The sequence below is a fragment of the Clostridium sp. D46t1_190503_E9 genome, assembly GCF_015555225.1.
GTDB lineage: Bacteria > Bacillota > Clostridia > Clostridiales > Clostridiaceae > Clostridium.
The window spans coordinates 57,705-81,706 of the sequence record NZ_JADNKB010000002.1 but is presented as its reverse complement, the minus strand read 5'-3'; the positions used below and the strand labels follow the sequence as shown (position 1 = coordinate 81,706).

Below are 24,002 nucleotides of genomic sequence, written 5' to 3'. Positions count from 1 at the left end.
ATAACTTTAGTAAATTAGATAAATATGGTATTATATTTATGAATAATTTTATATATGTATCATTAAGGAGAAAAGATGAAAGATAATAATTTTATTAATGTATTAGGATATAAAGTATATAAAAATAAATTATCAGATGCATTAAGATATATTGATAAATATGAAAAAATTCATATTATATCTGGAAATCCAGAAGTATTATATAATGGTCTTCATAACAAGGAATTATTAGAAAATTTTAAAAGTGATAGAGCATTTATAATACCTGATGGTGTAGGTTTGCAAATAGCAGCTAAATATTTAAAAACTCCTGTTGAAGAAAAAATAGCAGGGATAGATTTAATGAAAGAAATAATTAAAAAGTGCTCAAAAGAAAATAAAGGGATATATTTATTAGGAACAAGTGACGAAAACCTTAATTCCTGTGTTGCAAACTTAATTGTTAAGTATCCTAAAATTAATATTGTAGGATATAGAAATGGTTATTTTGATTTAAATAAAGCAGATGAAATATTAAATGAAATAAAAGGAAGAAGGCCATACGCAATTTTTGTTGCCATGGGTTGTCCAAGACAAGAAGAGTTTATAGTAAAATATATGGAAGAGTTGCCATGTAAAATATTTATGGGAGTTGGTGGAAGCTTTGATGTTATTGCAGAAAAAGTTAATAGAGCTCCTAAATGGATGATAAAGATTGGTTTGGAATGGTTATATAGAGTTTCCAAGGAGCCATGGAGGATAAAGAGACTTGGAAGTATTCCTAAATTTTTATTGCTCGTTGCTAAAAATAAAAAGGTGAAGTATGAGTAAGAATAGGATTTTTAAAGCAACTTTTATAGTAATGGCTATGACTATATTAAGTAGAATAATAGGTTTCGGTAGGGATATGTTAGCAGCATATCACTTTGGAGTAGAAGGTTCTTATGACATATATGTTGCTTCAGTTGCAATACCTGAGTCAGTATTTATGATAGTTGGCCTTGCAATATCAACTACCTTTATACCAATGTTAAGTGAAATTAAACATAATAAAAGTAAAGACGAGATGTTTAAATTTTCAAATAATGTTGTTACTATTTTAAGCATATTATCAATATTTGTAATTATCTTAGGATTGATTTTTACAAAGGAAATAGTTAATGCTTTTGTACCTAAGTTTACTAAAGAGCAAATTGAATTAACTATATTTTTGACTAGAATAACATTAATAAATATAGTTTTATTATGTGTTAACGCTTGTTTTGCTTCAATGCTACAAGTATGTGAGGATTTTATTGTTCCGTCATTGTTAGGATTATTCTTTAATCTTCCAATAATAGTGTATTTAGCTTTTTTCGGAGAAGTAAGTATTGTTGGTTTAACTATTGCAAATGTATTAGGAAATTTATTAAGGGTATTAGTTCAAATTCCTTCATTATATAAACAAGGATATAAATTTAAGTTATATATCGATTTGAAAGATGAAAAACTTAGAAATATGATGACTTTAATACTTCCAGTTATAGTTGGTGCTGGAGCAAACTCAATTAATATGCTAGTAGATAAAAGTTTGGCATCAGGATTAACTACAGGTGCAATGGCTTCACTAGAGTACTCTCAAAGGATAGTCACATTTGCAAATACAGCAATAACAACATCAATAGTTTCAGTAGTTTATCCTTTAATGGCAAACAGGTTGAATTCTGGAGATAATGATGGATTTATAAAATATTTAACTAAATCAATTGTAATAATATGCTTATTTCTGATTCCTATAACTTTTGGAATGTTATTTTTAAGTAAAGAAATAGTTGCAGTATTTTATGAAAGAGGAAAATTTGATTCAAGTGCTGTTATTTTAACTTCTATGGCACTACTTGGATATTCTTTGCAGCTACCTTTTGCAGGAATAAGAGATATTTTAAACTCTTCATTGTTTTCAATGAAAAAAACAAAACTTACTACAATTAATGGACTGATAGGTGTTATTATAAATATAATTTTAAGTATAATTTTATCTAAATACATAGGGGTGTTAGGTATAGCTACAGCTACATCGACTTCATCCTTAATAATAGCTTTGTTATTATTAAATTCAACTAGGAGGCTAGTTGGCGGCTTTAATGTAAAAGAAGTTATAATAAAGATTAGTAAGGTTATACTAAGTTCATCATTAATGATTTTAATTCTTTATTTTATTAATAATTTATTAGGGATAGAAAGTTCTTTTATTATTATTTTAATCGATGGAAGCATTGGAGCAGTATTATTTATGATTATGTGTAAAATTCTAAAAATAGAAGAATTTGATGAGGCTTTAAATATGATAAAGGGAAAATTTAAAAGGGAGGTTTAAACTAGTAAAATGAAAATATTATTTATTGCATGTTACTCACCATTAATTAACAACTCAGCATCAATTGAAACTCTTCAATATTTAAATAATTTAGCCAAAATTGAAGATAATACTATTCATTTATTAACAGTTAACTTTCCTTCAAATTCAATTTATTATGATGAACATATATTTAATATGTTAGATAAGAAAATTAAATTACATATAATTTCAGGTGGAAAGTTATTTGAAGCAATAATGCCGAGAAAAACTCAAGAAACAGCAGTTGTTACTACTAGTTTAGGTAAGGTTAAAGTTAAAGGCGCTTTAAAAAAGATGAAAAAGATACTTGCAGTGCCAGATATGTATTTATATTGGGCTTTTAAGGCTAGTAAATATGGAATTGAACTTATGAAAAAGGAAAAGTTTGATGTTATGTTTTCTATGCACGAACCTCCATCTAGTCATATATGCGCATATAAAATTAAGAAAAAATTTCCTAGTCTTAAATGGATAACGTATTGGAGTGATCCTTGGCTTAAGGATTCTACAAGAGAAGGATCTAATTTAATAAGAAGAAGCTTCGAAAAAAGTTACGAAAAAAATGTAATTTCTTTAGCTGACAAATATATTTTTGTTACAAATGCTAATAGGGATGATTATATAGAAACATATAATATAAAAAGAGAAGATACTTATATTATAACAAGAGGATATGATGAAAAAATATATTCAGATATAAAAGAAAAGGAAAATCCTAAATTAATAGATAAGAACAAAATAAATATAGTTTATACTGGAGAAATCTTTTCAAAGCTTAGAGATATTAGACCATTTATTAATGTTATGAATAAACTTAAGCTGGAAAATAATAAGTTATATGAAAGTTTAAATATTCTTTTCTTTGGAAATATAGATGATGAAAATATAAAAAATGACTTAGCTAGTATAAGTAATGTGAAGGTATCAAATAGAATACCTTATAGGGAAGCACTAGCATATATGGTTAATGCTGATATATTATTACTTTTTGGTAATAAGAATTCAAAGCAAATACCAGCTAAGATATATGATTACTTTGGCTGTAATGGATATATTCTAGTTATCTTAGGTGATGAAAATGACCCGATAATTGATGTGGTAAATAAATTAGATAAGTGTAGTATAGCTTTAAATAATGAGCAAGGTATCTATAAATGTATTTCTAATTTATCACAAAATATTTTAAGTGGAAGTAAATCAAATAAAGTTAAAGAATACGAATGGGAAAATATATCTAAAAGATTAAATTCTATTTTAAAGGGGGAGTAGTTATGCACGTTATGTTTATACCATCATGGTATCATAATAAAAGAAACCCCGTTCATGGAAGCTTTTTTAAAGAACAAGCGTTAGCACTTCAAGGGCGTGGAATAAAAATTACTATTGCTTATAACGAAATTTGGCCATTAACATTAGCTTTTAAGGTAAAAGAAAAAATGGGATTAAGTTATGATGTTGAAGAAGGCTTAAAAACATATAGATATAAAAATTTCAATTACCTTCCTAAAAATCCTCTGATGTTTAAAGTATTTAATAGGAGATTAGAAAAGTTATATAAGGAAATAGTAAAAAAAGAAGGTAAAGTAGATTTAATACATTGTCAATCTTCATTTTGGGCAGGGATAAGTGCGAATTATATTTCCAAAAAGTATAATATACCATTAATAATTACTGAGCATTCTTCTTTAGAAAAAGCAGTGTATATAAAAGAAAGTTACAAACCTTTAATAAAAGAATCTTATTTGGAAGCGGATCAATTAATAGCTGTTGGTAATGGATTAAAGAAAGAAATATCAAAATTTTGTGGAAGAAAAGATATAAAGGTTATACATAACCTAATACCTATAGAGAATTTCTATTTAAGTAAAAATAAAAATAGTAATTTCACTTTCTTTTCATTAGCATTTTTAGAAGGTGAAAAAGGTATGGATACTCTTATAAGGTCATATGCTAAATACTTCAAAGGGACTGACTCTAAGCTTTTAATAGGTGGTGATGGAAGTCAAAAGGAGTTTTTAATTAAGCTCTGCGAGGATTTAAAAGTAAAAAATCAAGTGGAGTTTTTGGGAGCCTTATCTAGAAAAGAAGTTTCACATTATATGAGTAAATGTGATTCGTTTGTTTTAGCATCAAAATATGAAACATTTGGAGTTGTTTATATTGAAGCCTTAGCATCAGGAAAAGCTATAATAGGAACTTATAATGGTGGAGCTGAGGATATTATAAATTCTAAAAATGGATTAATTGTTAAAGTTGACGATGTTGATGAATTAGGAAATGCAATGAAATATATAATGAAAAATATTAATTCCTATAATGCAGAAGATATAAGAAAAGATTGTATATCAAAATTTTCTAAAGAAAAAATAACAAATGAAATACTAGAGATTTATGATTTAGTATTAGAAAAGAGAGGTTAATTATGTTGTTTAAAGATTATAATATAGATAAATTTATATTAGAATTATCTTCAGATGCGCCTTCTCCAGGAGGTGGAAGTACTGCTGCATTAGTTGCAGCTTTATCTAGTAGTTTAAATTCTATGGTTTATTCATTAACAATAGGCAAAAAGGTTTTTGAAAAACTAAGTGATAATGAAAAAAATAAGATGATTAAACTGCAAGAAGAAGCTAAAGAGTTTACTAAAAAAGCCCAAAATTTCATGGAACAAGATAGAAATGATTTTTTAAGTTTAATGGATAGCTATAAATTATCTAAAGATAATGAAAAAGAGATTATAATAAGGAAAGCGAAAATTAAAGAAAACACCATTAAAGCAATGGAGACACCACTATTATTAGCAGAAGAGTGTATTAAGTTTTATGATAATATTGAATTTGCAATTAAATATGGTAATAAAAACTTGATTTCTGATGCTGGTGTTGCAACTGTTTTATTACATTCAGCAATAGAAAGTTCGATAATTAATGTAAAAGTTAATTTAAATTTCTTAAGAGAAGAAAAAATTTGTGAGGAAATAGAAAATAAATGTAAGAATATACTTAATGATTCTTATATTAAAAAGTCTAACTTAATGAATGAAGTCGAAAATATGATATACCCTAAAAAAATATAGTCTCAAAAGAGACTATATTTTTTTAGGGTAATTCATTTAAAGCTTTAAATTCATATCCTTGAGCTTTAAGTTCTTGAATTACAGTTTTTAATATTTTGGTATTTGTATCAGATACTGCGTGTAATAACATTATAGAACCTGGATGAGCTCCATTTACTATCTTTTTTACTGCAGCAGATTCTTCAGGCTGATTATCAACAAGCCAATCTTTATAAGCAAAACTCCAAAAAATTGTTTTATATCCTAAATCTTGAGTTTTCTTTAAAGAATTTTTAGAATACTTTCCCATCGGAGGTCTAAAGAATTTTGGCATGTCTTGTGAAGTTAATGTTTTAAATTCTTCTTCTACATCAGTGAATTCTTTTTTGAATTTTTCATTATCTAAAATACTAGCCATAGATGGATGATGCGAAGTATGGTTACAAACTAAATGTCCTTCATCTACCATCCTTTTAACTATTTCAGGTTGCTCCTTTATGTAAGGCTTAACTACAAAAAATGCAGCAGGAACTTGTTCATCTTTTAAAATATCTAAGATTTTAGGAGTATTGCCATTTTCATAGCCTTCATCAAAAGTTAAATATAGTACTTTTGAATTTGTATCACCTACATAATAGGCTCCAAAGTCGTTGAAAAAGTCAGCAGACTCTTTAGGCGGTTCTGGGGTTTTACCTTTTTCTCTGTTTACAAAATACCAATTTAGCTCTAAATCATCAGAGGCTAGAGCATTAACAGGTATAAAAGATGAAGTAAAGATAATAATTAAAGATAGTATAAAAGTAGCAAAAATATTTATTTTTTTCATTAGTTCACCACCTTTGTATAAATAATCTCTATTTCTATAAGTTGTCTATAAAAATAGAATTTTTAATTGCAACTTATATAAATTTATTTTTATCTAAAATAAATCTTTTACACATAGAAATACAATGTATAAATGCTATTAATTACCGTTCATATATCTTTAGTTAATAAACTACATAATTAGCATTATTTCAGAAGGTAGAATTTTGAGAAAAAATAATATTTTACGAAAAAAATGAGAGAATGAAAGCTTTTTTACAATTTATATAATATTAATCAATATTCGTTTTTATTAAATTCTAAATTTATATTAAAACTTATATATATTGAAATAATTAATATTGTAGAGTATAATTTTAAGGATATGATTTAAGAGAAGAAAGGAATGTACATAGATGAATTTAGGAATAGTTGGTTTACCAAACGTAGGTAAAAGTACTTTATTTAATGCAATTACAAAAGCTGGAGCAGAGTCAGCAAACTATCCTTTTTGTACTATAGAGCCCAATGTTGGAGTAGTTAGTGTACCAGATAAAAGATTAGATGTTTTAGAAAAAATGTATAATACTAAAAAGAAGGTTTATACTGCAGTTGAATTTTATGATATAGCAGGACTTGTAAAAGGTGCTTCTAAAGGTGAAGGATTAGGAAATAAATTTTTATCTCATATAAGAGAGGTTTCTGCAATAGTTCATGTTGTAAGATGTTTTGACGATGGAAATGTTGTACACGTTGAAGGGTCAGTTGATCCAATAAGAGATATAGAAACTATAAACTTAGAACTTATATTTGCTGATTTAGAAGTTTTAGAAAGAAGAATGGAAAGATCAATTAAACAAGTTAGATCTGGAGATAAAAAGGCTAAGGAAGAATATGCTTTAATGGAAAAAGTTAAGGCTCATTTAGAGAAAAACTTACCTATAAGAACATTAGAAGTAACAGAAGAGGAAGAAGAAATAATAAAAGGATTATTCTTAATAACTTCAAAGCCAGTTCTTTATGCATGCAATATATCAGAAGATGATATGATGGAAGGTAACACAAATAATGAGTATGTTCAAAAAGTAAGAGCACATGCAGAAAGTGAAAATTCAGAAGTTGTTGTTGTTTGTGCAAAACTAGAAGAAGAACTATCAGGATTAGAAGAAGAAGAAAAACAAGAAATGTTAAGTGAATATGGCTTAACAGAATCAGGATTAGATAAACTTATAAGAGCTAGTTATAAATTATTAGGTTTAATAAGTTATTTAACAGCAGGAGTTCAAGAAGTAAGAGCTTGGACTATAAAAGAAGGAACAAAAGCACCACAAGCAGCTGGTAAGATACATTCAGATATAGAAAGAGGATTTATTAGAGCAGAAATAGTATCATATAATGATTTAGTAGAATGTGGTTCAGAAGCAGCAGCTAAGGAAAAGGGACTTTACAGATTAGAAGGTAAAGAATATGTTATGAAAGATGGAGATGTAGTAAACTTTAGATTTAATGTATAGCTACTTCTTAAAAAGGCTGATTTTGTATCAGCCTTTTTTATTTTCAAACTAATAATTACAAAAATTATAACTTTTTATTAATTATGTAAAATAAATTCTTAAAAAATCAAATAAGCCTTGAAGAATTGGTTTAAATTCTATAAAATAGTATTATAAAGTGGTTAAAAGTGGTTGAAAGTGGAGCGGATATATTATTATGAGGTAGGGGTAAAGATGTTTATAGGAGAATATCAACATGCAATAGATGCTAAAAATAGAATGATAGTCCCTGTAAAACTAAGAGAGGGGTTAGGTAGTAATTTTGTTATTACTAAAGGCTTAGATGGATGTCTTTACGCATATCCAATGGAAGAATGGAGAGCTCTAGAAGTTAAATTGAAATCTTTACCACTTACAAATAAAGATGCAAGAGCATTTGTTAGATTCTTTTTTTCAGGAGCCTGTGAAGTTGAAGTTGATAAACAAGGAAGAGGCTTAATTCCTCAAAATTTAAAGGAATATGCATGTATAGAAAAGGAAATAGTAAGTATAGGAGTATTAACTAGAGTTGAAATCTGGAGCAAAGAAAAATGGCAAGAATATAATGAATCAGATATAGATTTTGATTCTATTGCTGAAAAAATGAGCGATTTAGGAATATAAGGAGTAGTATTATGGAATTTAAACATGTATCGGTACTTTTAAATGAGTGCATAGAGGGATTAAATATCAAAGAAGATGGAATATATGTTGATGGAACACTTGGTGGTGGAGGTCATTCTTTAGAAATATTAAAAAAGTTATCTGAGAATGGAACTTTAATTGGGGTAGATCAGGACAAAGATGCACTTAAAGCAGCAGGAGAAAGGCTACAAAACTATAAAAATGTAAAGTTTGTTCATAGTAATTTTTATAATATTGATTCTATTTTGAATAATTTAGAAATTGAAAAAATAGATGGAATGCTGATGGACCTTGGTGTGTCATCTTATCAACTAGATGAGGGTGATAGAGGATTTAGCTATATGCAAGATGCACCTTTAGATATGAGAATGAATAGAGAAAACTCTTTATCTGCATATGAAGTTGTAAATGAGTATGCTGAAGAAGAAATTTATAGAATAATTAGAGATTATGGTGAAGAAAAGTTCGCTAAAAGGATTGCAAGATTTATAGTAGAAAATAGAGAAAATAAACCGATAGAAACTACCTTAGAGTTAGTGGAAATAATTAAAGCTGCTATACCTGCTAAGGCTAGAAGAGAAGGGCCGCATCCGGCAAAAAGAACTTTTCAAGCTATTAGAATAGAAGTAAATAGTGAATTATCTATACTAAATAAGGCCATTGAAGATGGTGTAAATAGATTAAACAAAGGTGGAAGAATGGCTATAATAACTTTCCATTCTTTAGAGGATAGAATAGTTAAACTAAAATTTAAGGAATTAGCAACATCGTGTACTTGTCCAAAAGAGTTTCCAATTTGTGTTTGTGGTGGGAAAGCAAAAGTTAAATTAATTAGTAGAAAGGCTATTGAACCCACAAAAGAAGAAGTAGAGGAAAATCCAAGAAGTAGAAGTGCTAAATTAAGGGTTATAGAGAGAATTTAAAAAAAGTTAAGTAAAATGTATGGGGGATGTAATAAAATGGTTGATAGAGAATATGATTATATAAGGGGTAATACAGTAACAACTCCAAAGAGAAAGTATAATGAGATAGACAAGAGAATAGAGAGAGAAAAACAAGAAAGAAAACAAAGAGAGCTACAAAGAAAAGAAAAGGCAGCAAAGAAGGCTATTGTAAAAAGTATATTACAAGTATCTTGTATTGCTTTAATATTAGGTGTTAGTACTATTGCAAGAGATGGCAAAGTTTATAGAATGCAAAATGATCTTTCAAAAGTAAAAAGTGAAATAAAGACTGTTACTGCGGAAGGAGAAGCATTGAGGGTAAACTTACTAAGATATTCATCACTAGCAGATATAAAAGATATAGCAAATAAATCAGGAATGAAAATTCCTGAAAAAAATGATTCAGTAGAAGTGGATTTAACTAAAAACTTTTTTGCTAACTTAGGGGAATAAACATAAGTTATAAAATAGTACACTTGCCAAGATAAAGAGTGTTAAGTTTACACTCGACATGTTTTTAAAAAATTACATGGAGGCATTGATGTGAATAAGAAGAATTATAGAGATAAAGCGCTAATGAAAAAAAGAATATCATTAGCGCTTACCGCATTAACGTGTTTATTTGCTCTTTTAATAATTAGACTCTCCTACATAATGATAGTTAAAAGAGGAGATTATTCAGCAAGGGCTGAAGAACAGTGGACAAGTGAAGTTAAAATTGATGCGAGAAGAGGCAGAATACTTGATAGGAATGGGGTAGAACTTGCAGTATCTGCAAATGTTTATAGAGTAGATTTTGACTTAAATTCAATAAGATCACATTTAAGGAAAGAAAATTTAACAAATGATTCCATAGCTCCTAAAATATCAGAAGCCTTAGAAATGGATGTAGAAAAAGTTTTAAAAAAGCTAAATACAAAGCTACCAAGTGGGGCTAATGCTGGTGCAGCAACATTAGTTAGAAGAATAGAAAAAGAACAGGCAGATAAAGTTAAAGATTTAAACATACCAGGAGTAATAGTATCGCCAGATACAAAAAGATATTATCCAAATGGAAACTTTTTGGCCCATGTTTTAGGTAGTACTAATATTGATGGTCAAGGTTTAACTGGGGTAGAGTTACAGTATAATGATTATTTATCAGGTACTCCAGGACTTCGTATTTCAGAATTAGATAAGTATAATGATGAATTACCATATACAATATCCAAATTTACAGCTCCAGTAGATGGAAAGGATGTTACATTAACAATAGATGCTAATTTGCAGTCTTTTGCGGAGAAAATAGCTGAAAAAGGTTATAAAGATAACCAGGCAAAACAAGTTTCTATAATTATAATGAATCCTAATAATGGTGAAATATTAGCAATGGTAAATAAACCTGATTTTGATCCAAATAATCCATATGAAGGCGCAGAAAATTATGAAGGTTCAACTACAGGGGAAAAAGTTCAAAAAATGTGGAGAAATCATTTAGTAAATGATACTTTTGAACCAGGATCAATTTTTAAAGTTGTAACTATGATTGGAAACTTGGAAGAAGGTCTTGTTAAGGAGTCAGATACATTTACTTGTAACGGAAGTTTAAAGGTTGGTCCTCATACTATAAAATGTTGGAAAACGTCAGGTCATGGAACACAAATACTACCAGAAATACTTCAAAACTCATGTAACGTTGGATTTATGGAAATTGGTAAAAGAATAGGAAAAGAAAAGTTAAATGAGTATATAGCTAAATTAGGCTTTGGTAAAGTTAGTGGAGTTGACTTACCAGGAGAAGCAAAGGGAATTGTTAAGAAAACAGAAAATATTAATGAAGCTGATCTTGCAACAATTTCATTTGGTCAAACAAACACAGTAAATGCAATTCAATATATGACAGCATTCAATAGTATTGTAAATGGTGGAAAGTTAATCCAACCTCATATAATGAAGGAAGTTGTTTCTAAAGATGAAAATGGAAATGTCGTTGTTGATAAAACATTTGAACCAAAAGTAACAGAAGTTTTAAGTGAAGAAAATACTGCTATTTTAAGAGATTATTTAGAAAGAGTAGTTTCATATGGAGGTTCAAGCAAGGCTTACGTTGAAGGATATCATATTGCGGCTAAAACAGGAACAGCTCAAAAAGTTAATCCAAATGGTGGTGGATATGAATCAGGTAAATATATATCTTCCTTAGCAGGATTTGCACCAGCTGATGATCCACAAATTTCAGTGTTTATTTCTATAGATGAACCTGGGACAGGGACTTATTATGCAGGACAAATAGTAGCTCCACTTGCTAATGAATTATTTACAGATATATTTAATTATATGAACTCAGAAATATCAAAGGATGATATAGATAGTATTGTTAAAGATGTAGTTATTCCTGAAATAAGAGGACTTAAAATAGAAGAAGCAAAAAAAATATTAAAAGAATATAATTTAGAGTATAATATCGAAGGAAATGGGTCTATAATAACAAGTGTGAAGCCTTATCCAGGATACACAGTTAAAGAAAATTCTAAGATTAATATAGACACAGGAGACTCAGAGTCTTATAATAAAAATGTCGTTATGCCTGATTTAAGGGGGTACTCCTTAGAGTCTGCATCTAAAATATTAAATGATTTAGGTATAAATTATACATTTGAAGGTGAAGGTGCAATAGTTAAGCAAAGTATTCCAAAGGGTGAAATGATAATAAAAGGAACGAATGTAAAACTTGTATTAAACGAAGAATATGGAGATTAATTTAGAATATCCCTTTACATTAGCATGTGGGACACTCACATGCTAAATTTTTATACAAAAGACATAGGGAGTTCTTTTTAGAATATTAAGGAGATGGTGAAATGAAGTTATTAGATTTATTAAAGGGAGTAGATTATAAATTATTAGAAGGAACAGTAGAAAAAGAAGTAAATCACATTCAATATGATAGTAGAAAAGTAAATGAAGGTGACTTATTCGTATGTCTTACGGGTTTCGAAGTTGATGGACATAATTATGCAAATAAAGCTATAGAAGCAGGGGCAAAAGTAATACTTTGTGAGAAAAAAATAGATATAAAAAGTAAAGATATAACAGTTCTTCTTGTTGAGGAAGGAAGAAAAGCGCTTGCTACGATGTCAGCAAATTATTATGGTCATCCAACAAAAGCTTTAAAATTAATAGGTGTTACAGGTACAAATGGTAAAACTACAACAGTATATTTACTAAAATCAATGCTTGAGAAAGCAGGGAAGAAAGTAGGTCTTGTTGGAACAATAGCTAATTATATTGGAGAAAATAAGCTTAAATCTGAAAGAACTACTCCTGAATCATTAGAACTTCAAAAATTATTTAAGGATATGGTAGATGCGAATTGTGAGTATTGTGTTATGGAGGTTTCATCACATTCATTACAGCTAGATAGAGTTTATGGTTGTGAGTTTGAAGTTGGAATATTTACAAACTTAACAAGAGATCATTTAGATTTCCATAAATCTTTTGATAATTATTACAATGCAAAATTTAAATTGTTTGAAAGAAGTAAAGCTTGCGTAATAAATGTTGATGATGATTTTGGATATAGAGTGTTAAAAGATGTTGAAAAATTAGAAAATAAGAAAATCAAAACTTATTCAATAAAAAATAATAGTGACTTTAAAGCATCAGATCTTATGTTAAAAGAAGGAGATATACATTTTAAAATAAATGGAGAAGAATTCAATTCAGTTTTACCAGGAGAATATAATGTATATAATGCTTTAGGTGCAGTAGGCGCAATGAGTATTTTAGGAATTAGCAATGAGTCAATAAGGAAAGGCTTATTAGATGTTGTTGTACCAGGTAGATGCGAAAGAATAGGTTATAAATATGACATACCTTATGACATAATAATAGATTTTGCGCATACTCCTGATGGATTAAAAAATATTTTAGAAACATTAAAAGGATTTACTAAAAATAGATTAATAGCTGTATATGGATGTGGTGGAGATAGAGATAAGGTAAAGAGAGCTGAGCTTGGAAGGATTGGAACAGAACTTGCAGATTTAGCTATAATTACATCAGATAATCCTAGGGAAGAAGATCCGATGGCAATTATAAAAGAAATAGTTGCAGGTATTACAAAATCAAATTATTTAGCGATTGAAAATAGAGTGGAAGCAATTAAGCTTGCCCTTGGAATGGCTGAAGAAGGCGATGTAGTTGTTTTAGCTGGTAAGGGTCATGAAAATTATCAAATCACAAGTGAAGGTGTAATTCATTTTGATGAAAGAGAAGTAGTAGATGAAATTTTAATAAGTAAGAAGAAATAATTAGAGGTGGATGAATTGGAATTATCTTTAAATGAACTTTTAGAAGCCGTGAGTGGTGAATTAATAGTTAAAGGAAAAACTGATTTCAATAGAGTTTGTATTGATACAAGAAAAATAGAAAAGAACAATATATATTTTGCTATAAAAGGCGAAAGGTTTAATGGAAATAAATTTGTTGTGGAAGCTTTTTCAAAAGGAGCTTCTATAGCAATAGTTGATGAAATATTATTTGATGTAAATAACACCCAAAATCTGCAAACAATAATAAAAGTTGAAGATACTGAGAAAGCTTTACTAAATCTTGCTCATTATTATAGAAAGAAGCTAGGTGTAAAAGTTGTTGGAGTTACTGGATCATGTGGAAAAACATCTACAAAGGACTTGATTGCTGCTTTTTTAAGCGAGAAATACAATGTCTTTAAGACTAAAGGAAATTTCAACAATCAAATAGGCTTGCCTCTTATGATTTTAGAACTTGATAATTCCATAGATGTAGCTGTTTTAGAGATGGGAATGAGTAACTTAGGTGAAATAGATGTTCTTGCAAATTGTGCAAGACCGGATATAGCAGTTATCACAAATATAGGATTATCTCATATAGAAAATTTAAAAACTCAAGAAAATATATTAAAAGCTAAGAGTGAAATATTTAATTATTTTGATGAAACAAACACTCTTATAATAAATGGAGAAGATGAAAATTTATTAAAAATAAAAGATAAGTGTTTTGAAATTCTAAAAATTGGTTATAATCATGAATATGATGTATGTGCATTTAATATTATACTAGAGGAAGATAAAACAACATTTACAGTTAAAGATAAAAATGAAGAGAGTATATTTACAATTCCTATGGCGGGGAAGCATAATATATTAAATTCAATGATTGCTATAGGGGTAGCTAAAAAATTAAATGTTACTTTTGATGAAATGAAAAAAGGTATAAAAAATTTAGAAGCTACATCAATGAGGCTACAAGTTATTAAGAAAAATAAAATAACAATTATAAATGATTGTTATAATGCTAGCCCGGATTCAATGAAATCTTCAATGGATGTACTTAGTACTTATAAAATAGGAAGAAAAATAGCTATACTTGGGACTATGAATGAATTAGGTGAAGAAGCTGTAAAGTCACATATCGAAGTAGGAAACTATGCTTTAAATAAAGTTGATTTATTAATAGCAATAGGAGAATACAAAGATTGTTTTAAAAAAGGATTTACAGAAGAAAATATAATTACTTTTACTACAAAAGAAGAATGTATAGATAAATTAGATACTATAATAAAAGAAAATGATGTAGTTTTAGTAAAGGCTTCAAGAGGTATGAAGTTTGAAGATATAGTTAGTTCATTAGAAGAAGTCTCAATATAACGAAGGAGGTGAACTGCCTTTATAGGCAGGTACAATGGGGGATAAAATAATAGACATATTTACGTCTAACTTAACAATAGGGTTAGTATTAGCATTTATAGTATCATTAATACTGGGTCCTATAACTATACCAATGCTTAGAAGATTAAAGTTTGGTCAAAATATAAGAAAAGAAGGGCCTCAAAGCCATCTAAAAAAAGCAGGAACTCCAACTATAGGGGGAATTATATTTATAATTTCAACAGCAATAGTTATGGTGGTAATGAGATTTAGTCCTACAGATGAAGCAATGATTGCACTATATTCATTACTTGCTTTTGGATTTATAGGATTTTTAGATGATATTCTAAAGATTATAAAGAAACAAAATGAAGGATTAAAAGCATGGCAAAAAATGTTGCTATTAATCATTTTCTCAACTGCAATTGCAGTATATGGATATGTTAATTTAGGAACGGCTTTAAGAATACCATTTATAGATACAAAAATTCCACTTGGAATTCTTTATATTCCTTTTGTAATAGTATACTATGCTGGTGCGACAAATGCAGTAAATTTAACAGATGGATTAGATGGATTAGCATCTACTGTTAGTGTTTTAGTTTTAACATTTTTTGCAGTTATAGCATTTACAATGAAGCATGAATCATTAGCGGTATTTTCAATTGTATTAGCAGGAGGATTGTTAGGATTTTTAAAGTTTAATGCATATCCTGCAAAAGTGTTTATGGGTGACACTGGATCTTTAGCAATTGGAGGTGCAATAGCAACTATTGCATTGATTTTAGAATTACCTTTAATATTATTTATTGTTGGTGGAATATATGTATTTGAAACTTTATCAGTAATTTTACAAGTTTCATCATACAAGTTAAGAGGAAAAAGATTATTTAAAATGGCACCAATTCATCATCATTTTGAGCAAGTAGGATGGAGTGAAACAAAAATCGTTACAGTCTTTGCTATAGTAACTGTAATATTATGCTTTGTAGGATTTATAGCCCTTTAATCACTAGATTGGAGGAGTTTTTATGAGAGAAAAAAAGCCAAAAGTAAGAATGGGCGAAATTGACTATGGTATATTTTATGCTGTTATATTATTATTAGCAATAGGGGTAATTATGATATATTCAGCAAGTTCATATTATGCTATGTTTAAAGAGGGCGATAGCATGCTATATTTAAAAAAGCAACTGATTTGGGCTATTACTGGGTTAGTAGTTATGGTGTTTATTGCCAGTATAGATTATCATAAGCTGAAAAAATTTACTCCTCATCTTTTAATTATAACTATACCGTTATTAGTAGCAGTATTTTTCTTTCCAGCAGTAAATGGGGCAAAGAGATGGATACAACTTGGACCATTATCTTTTCAACCATCTGAGCTTACTAAATATGTAGTAGTTTTATTTTTAGCAATGAGCTTAGATTTAAAGGGAGATGGGGTTAAAAAATTCTGGACTGGTATAGTACCATATTTAGGAGTTGCAGGTTTTTTCGCAGGTATGATATTATTAGAAAAAAACTTAAGTATAGCAGCTATTATAATGATAGTTACATTTATAATGTTATTTGTAGCAGGTGGAAGAATCCAAGATTTATTTGGGAAAGTTGCTCCAGTGTTATTAGTTGCTGTTATGTTTTTTATATTTGGAGAAGATTATAGAAGAGCAAGAATGCTTAACTTTTTAAATCCATGGAAAGATCCAGCTGGAGATGGTTATCAGTTGATTCAATCATTTTATGCATTAGGAGCTGGAGGAATAACAGGACTTGGTCTTGGACAGTCAAGACAAAAAACATTATATATGCCAGAACCACATAATGATTTTATTTTCTCTATTATAGGGGAAGAACTTGGGTTAATTGGATGTTTATTTATAGTTGCATTATTTGTATTCTTTGTTTGGAGGGGAATTAAAGTTGCCATGAAAGCCAAGGATACTTATGGAACACTTTTATCTATAGGAATAACATCTATAATTGCAGTTCAAGCTATTATTAATATTGCGGTTGTAACAGGATCAATGCCTGTAACTGGTGTACCAATGCCTTTTATTAGTTATGGTGGAACATCACTAGTAATAAATATGATGGCAATGGGAATACTTTTGAACATATCAAGGCAAGTACAAGGAAAAGAAGTATAACTATTAAATAAAAAAAGAGTAGGATATTAATAAGATCTTTACTCTTTTTTTATTTAATAGTCAGTAAAGTATAATGTTTTAAAGAATAAGTTATATAAATTATTTACTACTTTTAAAATCAATATACGACTTTATACCTTCTTTTATACAGTTTTAATTTGGTATATACTGATAAATTTCAAGTTACATAATAAGGAAACTAATTAATACACTTTTTTGCAGTTATTAAAATAATTAAAAAAATATTAAATTATTATAAAAAATTTAAATTTAGTAAAAATAATAATGAAAAAATACCCAGAAAGTGATATTATTATAGTATGTCATTATATTATGTAAAAGTAGGGGAATTATGAATAATAAGTCGAATAAGTTTATAAGAAGAAAAAAGAGGAATAAAATAATTAAGAGATTAATATTGGGTTTATTTGTTATTATAGTCGGTATTATAATATTTATATATAAATCTCCAATTTTTAATTTAAAGAAAATAGATATAACTGGTTTAGTTACATTATCTAATGAGAGCTTACAAGAAAACTTGAAATATTATATAGGACAAAATATATTTACTATAGATTATAATGAAATAGAAAAAGAGCTAAAAGAAAATCCATATATAAAAGAAATTAAAGTTAATAAAAAGGGAATAAATTCTTTAAATATAAACATAAAAGAAAATAAAATTGCATATTATTTCGAAAGTGATGGAAAAATAAAAGCTATTAATAATGAAGGGGTAATAGTTGAGGAATTAGATAAAATGGATGATAGAAACTTAATTAAGCTAACAGGGATTGATTTATCTGGGAAAACCGTTGGAGATAAGATATCAGAGAATATAAATATTCCAGATACCCTAGAAAAATTTTATAACATAATAGAAGTTATGCCACAAGAGTATATTTTTTCTCAAATAGAAATTGAAAATTTAAATAATATAGTATGTTATATAGGAAATATAGAAATAATGATTGGTGATAGTAGTGACTTGACGGATAAAATGAATTTAGCACTTAATGCTATTGAACAAGGAGTTATTTCAAAAGGTTATATTGATATGAGTTTTAATGGGCCAGCAGTTATAAAGCAAATTAACTAGATAAGGGGGAAACTATATGAAAAGAACTACATCACAAATATTTATAGCTATTGTTTGTGCGTTTCTCGGATTTTTGCTTGCACATCAATTTAAGCTGTTGAATGAAAAAAATAAAAGTAATATAGCAACGCAAAATTTAAATATAAATGCTGAGATAGAAGCTTTAAAGAAGGAAAAAGAAGAATTAGTTAAATCAAATAATAACTTGTCAGAGGAATTAAAACAATTAGAAGAAACAGCAGCTAAGGAAGGCGAAGTTGAAGCGGAAATAAAAAAACAACTTGACAGTTCAAGAATGAACTTAGGATTACTAGATGTAAAGGGGCCTGGTATAGTTATAACTATAACTTCTAAAAATAATATATTTGGATCAAATAATTCAACTTCAACTAGAATTATTAGTGAAGAAGAAATAGTTTATATAGTTAATTCTTTAAAATTCGCAAAGGCAGAGGCTATATCTGTAAATGACTATATAATTACTCCTCAAAGTGGTATTAAAAATTCAGGTAATTGGATTTGGGTAGGGACTGCTGGGAAAATAGATCCAAATGATAAGATAGTAATAAAGGCCATAGGTGATAAACAAATCTTAAAAAATGCAGTAACTTTTGTTGGAGTGCTAGAGTATGGTGCGCTGCAAAATTATAATAGTGAAGTAAAAGAAAGTGATGAAATTATTATAAATAAAACTACACAGTCTCTAAAAAGTGAATTTATTAGACCTGTGGATTAAAGGAGGGGGATTATATGATAGCATTTATAGGATTATTGATAGGTGTGCTTTTAGGTTTAATTTTAGACGTAAATATACCAGATACATTATCTCCCTATATGTCTGTTGCAATTTTAGCTTGCTTAGATTCTGTTTTTGGAGCAGTAAGAGCATCTTTATCAAAAAACTTTAAGTCAGATATATTTATTTCTGGTTTTTTTGGTAATGCAGCTTTAGCAGCAGGTCTTGCTTACTTAGGAGATAAACTTGGAATTCCAATGTATATAGCAGCGGTTATTGTTTTTGGAGGTAGAATATTTGATAACTTTGCAGTTATAAGAAGACTATTAATTGAAAAGTTAAAATCTCGTAAACGAGGTGAATAAATGAAAAATATAAAATCAGGATTTTTTATTTTAATAGCTACAATCATAACAGGATTTTTAATAATAAATAGTATTAATTTAAATAATACAGGAAGAAGCATCTCTTTAAATGCATTAGAATATAAAAATGCAGTAGAAGAAAGAAGTAAATTATATAAGGAAATAGAAAGCATAAAAAGTGAAAATATAGATTATAGATATAAAATAAGTAAATATAAAGGAAATGATCCTGAAAAAAAAGAAAAATTAGTGGAAGATATGAAAAGTCAACTAGTTGATTATGGATCTTTAAGTGGAATTGCATCAGTTAAAGGATCAGGATTAGTAATTAAGATAAAAGATGGAGATATAGATTTTAAATTTGATACTAATGAAGATATAGCAAGAAAAATATTGCATGATGCAGATATGGCAATGGTGCTAAACGAATTAAAAAATGCGGGTGCAGAAGCTATAGCTATAAATGATCATAGGATATTGCCTAATACTGGAGTTGCTTGTTTTTCGGCTGCTATAGGATTTGAAGATGAATCAAGTGTTTCTGCCCCATTTTATATTTATGCTATAGGTAATCCAGAAGAAATGAAGGCATATTTATTATCAGAGACTAGTTTTATACAAAAATTGCTTATAAGAAAGATAAGTGTAGAAATAGAAGTAAGGAATGAGATAATTGTTCCTGTTACAAAGCAAAGCGTAGAAGCAAGATATATGCAAAGATATGAAGAAAAATAAAATTTTATTAAAAAATATTTTAAAATTGAAGGAATTTAAGTTTTTTTGAAGAATATTTACAATGTGTAAATAACTTCTTTAGGAGGAAATGACTTGGATATAGAAGAAAATTTAATTAAATTAAAAAGAAGTTTACCTAAGGATGTCACACTAGTAGCAGTTTCAAAAACTAAGCCTATAGAAGATATAGAAATTGCGTATAAAACTGGTCAAAGAGATTTTGGAGAAAATAAAGTCCAAGAACTTATTGATAAAGAAGAATCTCTTGAAAAAGATATAAGATGGCATTTCATAGGAAGCTTACAAACTAATAAAGTAAAATATTTAGTTGGTAAAGTTCACTTAATACATTCTTTATCAAGTATTAAGCTATTAAAAAAGATAGAAAGCGAATTTTCTAAAAAAAATTGTATAGCGAATCTTTTAATTCAAATTAATATAGGTAAAGAAGAAAGTAAAAGTGGAATTTTTGAAGAAGAACTAAATGATTTGATAAATGAAATTAAAATCTGCAATTATTGCAAGATTAAAGGATTAATGGCCATAATTCCAAAAGGAAATGAAGATAAAAATAGATATTATTTTAGGAAAATGAAAAGTATATATGATGATTTAAGTAAAAAATCATATAACAATATTTCTATGGAGATTTTATCTATGGGAATGACAAATGATTATGAAATAGCTATTGAAGAAGGTTCTAACTTGATAAGAGTTGGAGAAGGAATATTTGGTAAAAGAAATGTAGTGGGAGGATTGAAGAATGGGTAATATGTTTGGAAAGTTTAGGGAAATAATTGGTCTTGGTGAATATGAGGATGATTTTGAAGATTTAGAAGATACTGAAGTAGAGGAAGAAGAAGTACAAGAGGAAATTGAGCCAATTATATCAAAGCAAAAAGGAAATAAAGTGGTAAATATTCATACTGCATCAACTGCTAAAGTAATGGTAACAAAGCCTACTAATTATGATGATGCTAGAGAAATCGCAGATGCAATTAAAGCAAGAAAAATAGTTTTAGTTAATGCTACTACTTTAGAAACAAAAGTAGCACAAAGATTAGTAGATTTTATAAGTGGATCTTGTTATGTTTTAGGTGCTACTTTACAAGAAATTGAACAAAGAGTTTACTTATTATCACCTTCAAATGTAGAAGTTACAAATGAATTAAAAAATGAACTTAGTTCAAAGGCATTATTTAATTGGAACAAGTAGGAGGAGATTTAAATAGGAATAATATTTGCAGCAATAAATTTAATAACAAGAGTTTTAGAGATAACTATCTTTGCAGAAGTTATAATGTCTATTTTACCAAGTATTAGAGAAAGTGATTTTTATAGGCTGATTGCATCATTTAATAGTCCGATATTAAAACCTTTTAGGATTTTACAAGATAAACTTTTAAGAAATAGTATGATTGACTTCTCACCGCTATTTGCTATTATGTTATTATCTTATATTAGGGTGTTATTTTAATGCTTAAAAAAGAAACAATATTAAAAAGTTTTAATGAAGATGATGCAAAGGATGCTATAAAAATATATGAAAAATATAAGATAGCTTATGAAAAAGACATAACTGTTTTTACAAATAGCTTTTATTCACCTAATATATGGAGCTTTTTTGAAAATTATTGTTGTAATAATGAAATTACATTTGAAGCAAATGGTTTCTTTGAAGAGTGTGAAAGAAGAATGATTTGTTTTAATAATTATTACAATGTTGATTATCCTATAAAAATATTGGAAATTAAGAACAAATCAAGTTTTTCTAATTTAAAGCATAAGGATTATTTAGGTTCAATTTTATCTTTAGGAATTGAACGCAATAAATTAGGTGATATAATTGTAAAAGAAAATAAGGCATATTTGCCTGTTTTAGATGAAATAAGTGGTTATATAATAAGTAATTTATCTCATATTGGGAAATCCCCAATAGAGATAAAGGTTATAGATAATATTAGTGATATACCATCTGTTAATTTTGAAGAAATAGTTATTAATGTTTCTTCTTTACGAGCTGATAGTATTGTTGCAAAACTCTCCAACCTGTCAAGAGCAAAAGCTATTGAGCTTATAGATAGTGGCAAGGTTTTAATAAATTATGTAAAAGCAAAAGATAAAAGTCAAGACATTGTGAAAGACACTAGAATTACAATTAGAGGAATTGGAAAATTTATAATTGGAGATGTTATTGGCGGAACTAGAAGTGGTAAAAAGAGAATTGTAATTAAAAAATATATATAATGTGTAGAGGTGATTTTATGAAGCTTACTCCAATGGATATAAGTAACAAAGAATTTAAAAAGGGATTTAGAGGATACGATACTGATGAGGTTGATGAATTTATAAATGAAATTATAGAAAATTATGAAGAGCTTTATAAAGAAAATTCAAGATTAAAAGAAAATCTATCAAGAGTAAATGAAAAATTAGAACATTATGTTAAGATAGAAAATACTATTCAAAATACATTGCTATTGGCTCAAAATGCAGCTGAGCAAGCTAGAGAAGCATCTCAAAAAGAATCTGAAATGATTTTGAAAAATGCTAATGATGTAGCTAAGAAAATTTTAGATAAGGCTCATAACGATGTAGTTTCAATAAATGATGAATATGAGAAAGTTAAGCAAGAATTTGTAAAGTTTAGAGCTAAATTTAGAAACTTTATGAATGCTCAAACTGAAACTTTTGATGAATTGGAAAAAGATTTAACTAAAAATTATAATATTGCAGAGCCGTTACAAGAAGTAGCTGTAGAAAAAAGCATAGAACTATCCAGTAAAAACATAGAGGAATTAGAAGAAGTTTATACTGAGGATATGGACGAAATAAAGAGCTTTTTCGCTAAAAACTAATACATAAAATCCGTTTAATACGGATTTTTTATTTTTAATAAATTTTAAACTATTGAGTGTAATGTTTTAATGTATTATAATGTGTTAAGAATTATAATGAGTTAACAATTATGAAGAAAGTGGAGATTCGTATTAATGGATGAATTAATATTTAAAATAACTGAAGAAGAAAATATAGGACTTAGAATAGATAAATATTTATCTAATATTATAGAAGGAAAATCAAGATCATTTATACAAGGACTAATTGATTCAGGAGTTGTATTAGTAAATAATAAAGAAGTCAAGAGTAATTACAAATTGAGAAACCAAGATGAAATTATTGTAATTATGCCAGAACCAATTGAACTTGATGTTGAACCGGAGGATATAGATCTTAACATAATATATGAAGATGAAGATGTAATAGTTTTAAATAAATCGCAAGGAGTAGTTGTGCATCCAGCTCCAGGAAATTATAGTGGTACATTAGTAAATGGGTTACTTTATCACTGTAAGGATCTATCAGGTATTAATGGAGTTATACGACCAGGAATAGTTCATAGGATAGACAAAGATACATCTGGAATATTAGTTATTGCAAAAAATGATGATGCACATAATCATTTAGCTAAACAATTTAAAGATCATACTATTAAAAGAGAATATTATGCTTTAGTTGAAGGTAAGTTTAGTAAGATAGAAGGTACAGTAGATAAGCCTATAGGAAGAAATAAGAAAGATAGATTAAAAATGGCTATAGTGGAGGATGGTAAGAGAGCAGTAACTCACTATAATGTACTAGAACAATATAATAATGGAACTGCTTTAGTAAAATGTACTTTAGAAACTGGAAGGACACATCAAATAAGAGTGCATATGGCTTCAATTGGTCATCCTTTAGTAGGAGATCCTTTGTATGGTAATAAAAAGCAAAAATTTAAATTACAAGGGCAAGTATTGCATGCGAAAACATTAGGATTTATTCATCCAAGAAGTAATGAGTATATGGAGTTTGATTCAGACTTACCTAAATATTATTTAGAACTATTAGAAAATATAAGAAAATAGA

24 protein-coding genes are annotated in these 24,002 nt (G+C 28.0%); 23 read left to right on the top strand and 1 reads right to left on the bottom strand.

The window, feature by feature from the left end:
- Window positions 1–75: 75 nt before the first annotated feature.
- From I2E83_RS02280 to I2E83_RS02260, 5 genes are read left to right on the top strand one after another with little or no spacing between them, the layout of a single operon-like run.
- Window positions 76–810, top strand: coding sequence for a WecB/TagA/CpsF family glycosyltransferase (locus I2E83_RS02280; protein ID WP_195428395.1), 735 nt, complete (start codon window positions 76–78; stop codon window positions 808–810).
- On the top strand, window positions 803–2,335 hold the full coding sequence (murJ, locus tag I2E83_RS02275; RefSeq protein ID WP_195428393.1) for a murein biosynthesis integral membrane protein MurJ: 1,533 nt from the start codon (window positions 803–805) through the stop codon (window positions 2,333–2,335). Before I2E83_RS02280 ends, murJ begins: the two co-directional genes overlap by 8 nt.
- 9 nt (window positions 2,336–2,344) lie before the next feature.
- A complete protein-coding gene (locus tag I2E83_RS02270) occupies window positions 2,345–3,625 on the top strand; it encodes a glycosyltransferase (RefSeq protein ID WP_195428391.1) in 1,281 nt (426 codons plus the stop codon).
- Between the two features lie 2 nt (window positions 3,626–3,627).
- Window positions 3,628–4,776: a glycosyltransferase gene (locus I2E83_RS02265; protein WP_195428389.1), complete on the top strand. Its 1,149-nt coding sequence runs from the start codon at window positions 3,628–3,630 to the stop codon at window positions 4,774–4,776.
- A 2-nt stretch (window positions 4,777–4,778) separates the two neighbouring features.
- On the top strand, window positions 4,779–5,432 hold the full coding sequence (locus I2E83_RS02260) for a cyclodeaminase/cyclohydrolase family protein (RefSeq protein ID WP_195428387.1): 654 nt from the start codon (window positions 4,779–4,781) through the stop codon (window positions 5,430–5,432).
- A gap of 22 nt (window positions 5,433–5,454) precedes the next feature.
- Here I2E83_RS02260 and pdaA read toward each other — a convergent pair whose 3' ends face one another.
- Window positions 5,455–6,237, bottom strand: coding sequence for a delta-lactam-biosynthetic de-N-acetylase (gene pdaA, locus I2E83_RS02255; RefSeq protein ID WP_195428385.1), 783 nt, complete (start codon window positions 6,235–6,237; stop codon window positions 5,455–5,457).
- A gap of 394 nt (window positions 6,238–6,631) precedes the next feature.
- Here pdaA and ychF point away from each other — a divergent pair, with 394 nt between their 5' ends.
- The 18 genes from ychF to I2E83_RS02160 all read left to right on the top strand — a co-directional run bounded on the left by ychF (window position 6,632) and on the right by I2E83_RS02160 (window position 24,001).
- Window positions 6,632–7,729 (top strand): redox-regulated ATPase YchF, encoded by a 1,098-nt coding sequence (gene ychF, locus I2E83_RS02250; protein WP_195428383.1) that lies wholly within the window; start codon window positions 6,632–6,634, stop codon window positions 7,727–7,729.
- A 213-nt stretch (window positions 7,730–7,942) separates the two neighbouring features.
- On the top strand, window positions 7,943–8,371 hold the full coding sequence (gene mraZ / locus I2E83_RS02245) for a division/cell wall cluster transcriptional repressor MraZ (protein WP_195264040.1): 429 nt from the start codon (window positions 7,943–7,945) through the stop codon (window positions 8,369–8,371).
- Window positions 8,372–8,382: 11 nt separating this feature from the next.
- Window positions 8,383–9,315 (top strand): 16S rRNA (cytosine(1402)-N(4))-methyltransferase RsmH, encoded by a 933-nt coding sequence (gene rsmH / locus I2E83_RS02240; RefSeq protein ID WP_195264041.1) that lies wholly within the window; start codon window positions 8,383–8,385, stop codon window positions 9,313–9,315.
- Between the two features lie 36 nt (window positions 9,316–9,351).
- Window positions 9,352–9,789: a cell division protein FtsL gene (locus I2E83_RS02235; protein ID WP_195264042.1), complete on the top strand. Its 438-nt coding sequence runs from the start codon at window positions 9,352–9,354 to the stop codon at window positions 9,787–9,789.
- A gap of 90 nt (window positions 9,790–9,879) precedes the next feature.
- A complete protein-coding gene (locus tag I2E83_RS02230) occupies window positions 9,880–12,075 on the top strand; it encodes a stage V sporulation protein D (protein WP_195264043.1) in 2,196 nt (731 codons plus the stop codon).
- Window positions 12,076–12,176: 101 nt separating this feature from the next.
- Complete coding sequence (locus tag I2E83_RS02225; RefSeq protein ID WP_195264044.1) at window positions 12,177–13,628, top strand: UDP-N-acetylmuramoyl-L-alanyl-D-glutamate--2,6-diaminopimelate ligase; 1,452 nt, start codon at window positions 12,177–12,179, stop codon at window positions 13,626–13,628.
- Between the two features lie 15 nt (window positions 13,629–13,643).
- Window positions 13,644–15,005 (top strand): UDP-N-acetylmuramoyl-tripeptide--D-alanyl-D-alanine ligase, encoded by a 1,362-nt coding sequence (gene murF, locus I2E83_RS02220; protein ID WP_195264045.1) that lies wholly within the window; start codon window positions 13,644–13,646, stop codon window positions 15,003–15,005.
- Between the two features lie 34 nt (window positions 15,006–15,039).
- Window positions 15,040–16,014, top strand: a complete 975-nt coding sequence (gene mraY / locus I2E83_RS02215; RefSeq protein WP_195264046.1) for a phospho-N-acetylmuramoyl-pentapeptide-transferase — start codon at window positions 15,040–15,042, stop codon at window positions 16,012–16,014.
- Between the two features lie 22 nt (window positions 16,015–16,036).
- Window positions 16,037–17,155: a stage V sporulation protein E gene (spoVE, locus tag I2E83_RS02210; protein WP_195264047.1), complete on the top strand. Its 1,119-nt coding sequence runs from the start codon at window positions 16,037–16,039 to the stop codon at window positions 17,153–17,155.
- 352 nt (window positions 17,156–17,507) lie between these two features.
- Window positions 17,508–18,257, top strand: coding sequence for an FtsQ-type POTRA domain-containing protein (locus I2E83_RS02205; protein ID WP_195264048.1), 750 nt, complete (start codon window positions 17,508–17,510; stop codon window positions 18,255–18,257).
- Between the two features lie 16 nt (window positions 18,258–18,273).
- Entirely contained in the window at window positions 18,274–18,993 is a 720-nt protein-coding gene (locus tag I2E83_RS02200; protein WP_195264049.1) for a DUF881 domain-containing protein, read from the top strand.
- 14 nt (window positions 18,994–19,007) lie between these two features.
- Window positions 19,008–19,358 carry a small basic family protein gene (locus I2E83_RS02195; RefSeq protein WP_195264050.1) on the top strand — a complete coding sequence of 117 codons (351 nt, stop codon included), beginning with the start codon at window positions 19,008–19,010 and terminating at the stop codon, window positions 19,356–19,358.
- Window positions 19,359–20,093, top strand: coding sequence for a DUF881 domain-containing protein (locus I2E83_RS02190; protein WP_195264051.1), 735 nt, complete (start codon window positions 19,359–19,361; stop codon window positions 20,091–20,093).
- 93 nt (window positions 20,094–20,186) lie between these two features.
- Window positions 20,187–20,864, top strand: coding sequence for a YggS family pyridoxal phosphate-dependent enzyme (locus I2E83_RS02185; protein ID WP_195264052.1), 678 nt, complete (start codon window positions 20,187–20,189; stop codon window positions 20,862–20,864).
- Window positions 20,857–21,309, top strand: a complete 453-nt coding sequence (gene sepF / locus I2E83_RS02180) for a cell division protein SepF (RefSeq protein WP_195264053.1) — start codon at window positions 20,857–20,859, stop codon at window positions 21,307–21,309. Before I2E83_RS02185 ends, sepF begins: the two co-directional genes overlap by 8 nt.
- A gap of 260 nt (window positions 21,310–21,569) precedes the next feature.
- On the top strand, window positions 21,570–22,340 hold the full coding sequence (locus I2E83_RS02170; RefSeq protein ID WP_195428382.1) for a YlmH/Sll1252 family protein: 771 nt from the start codon (window positions 21,570–21,572) through the stop codon (window positions 22,338–22,340).
- A gap of 17 nt (window positions 22,341–22,357) precedes the next feature.
- Window positions 22,358–22,951 (top strand): DivIVA domain-containing protein, encoded by a 594-nt coding sequence (locus I2E83_RS02165; RefSeq protein ID WP_195264055.1) that lies wholly within the window; start codon window positions 22,358–22,360, stop codon window positions 22,949–22,951.
- A 135-nt stretch (window positions 22,952–23,086) separates the two neighbouring features.
- Window positions 23,087–24,001 (top strand): RluA family pseudouridine synthase, encoded by a 915-nt coding sequence (locus tag I2E83_RS02160; RefSeq protein ID WP_195264056.1) that lies wholly within the window; start codon window positions 23,087–23,089, stop codon window positions 23,999–24,001.
- Window position 24,002 lies beyond the last annotated feature (1 nt).

Bases quoted from the DNA above. Each gene is read 5' to 3' on its own strand.
- murJ (WP_195428393.1), top strand. From the start codon at position 803: ATGAGTAAGAATAGGATTTTTAAAGCAACTTTTATAGTAATGGCTATG.
- mraZ (WP_195264040.1), top strand. From the start codon at position 7,943: ATGTTTATAGGAGAATATCAACATGCAATAGATGCTAAAAATAGAATG.
- I2E83_RS02235 (WP_195264042.1), top strand. From the start codon at position 9,352: ATGGTTGATAGAGAATATGATTATATAAGGGGTAATACAGTAACAACT.
- I2E83_RS02170 (WP_195428382.1), top strand. From the start codon at position 21,570: ATGCTTAAAAAAGAAACAATATTAAAAAGTTTTAATGAAGATGATGCA.
- spoVE (WP_195264047.1), top strand. From the start codon at position 16,037: ATGAGAGAAAAAAAGCCAAAAGTAAGAATGGGCGAAATTGACTATGGT.
- I2E83_RS02200 (WP_195264049.1), top strand. From the start codon at position 18,274: ATGAAAAGAACTACATCACAAATATTTATAGCTATTGTTTGTGCGTTT.
- pdaA (WP_195428385.1), bottom strand. From the start codon at position 6,237: ATGAAAAAAATAAATATTTTTGCTACTTTTATACTATCTTTAATTATT.
- rsmH (WP_195264041.1), top strand. From the start codon at position 8,383: ATGGAATTTAAACATGTATCGGTACTTTTAAATGAGTGCATAGAGGGA.
- I2E83_RS02265 (WP_195428389.1), top strand. From the start codon at position 3,628: ATGCACGTTATGTTTATACCATCATGGTATCATAATAAAAGAAACCCC.
- mraY (WP_195264046.1), top strand. From the start codon at position 15,040: ATGGGGGATAAAATAATAGACATATTTACGTCTAACTTAACAATAGGG.
- I2E83_RS02260 (WP_195428387.1), top strand. From the start codon at position 4,779: ATGTTGTTTAAAGATTATAATATAGATAAATTTATATTAGAATTATCT.
- ychF (WP_195428383.1), top strand. From the start codon at position 6,632: ATGAATTTAGGAATAGTTGGTTTACCAAACGTAGGTAAAAGTACTTTA.
- I2E83_RS02190 (WP_195264051.1), top strand. From the start codon at position 19,359: ATGAAAAATATAAAATCAGGATTTTTTATTTTAATAGCTACAATCATA.
- I2E83_RS02195 (WP_195264050.1), top strand. From the start codon at position 19,008: ATGATAGCATTTATAGGATTATTGATAGGTGTGCTTTTAGGTTTAATT.
- I2E83_RS02205 (WP_195264048.1), top strand. From the start codon at position 17,508: ATGAATAATAAGTCGAATAAGTTTATAAGAAGAAAAAAGAGGAATAAA.
- I2E83_RS02160 (WP_195264056.1), top strand. From the start codon at position 23,087: ATGGATGAATTAATATTTAAAATAACTGAAGAAGAAAATATAGGACTT.
- I2E83_RS02165 (WP_195264055.1), top strand. From the start codon at position 22,358: ATGAAGCTTACTCCAATGGATATAAGTAACAAAGAATTTAAAAAGGGA.
- sepF (WP_195264053.1), top strand. From the start codon at position 20,857: ATGGGTAATATGTTTGGAAAGTTTAGGGAAATAATTGGTCTTGGTGAA.
- I2E83_RS02225 (WP_195264044.1), top strand. From the start codon at position 12,177: ATGAAGTTATTAGATTTATTAAAGGGAGTAGATTATAAATTATTAGAA.
- I2E83_RS02280 (WP_195428395.1), top strand. From the start codon at position 76: ATGAAAGATAATAATTTTATTAATGTATTAGGATATAAAGTATATAAA.
- I2E83_RS02270 (WP_195428391.1), top strand. From the start codon at position 2,345: ATGAAAATATTATTTATTGCATGTTACTCACCATTAATTAACAACTCA.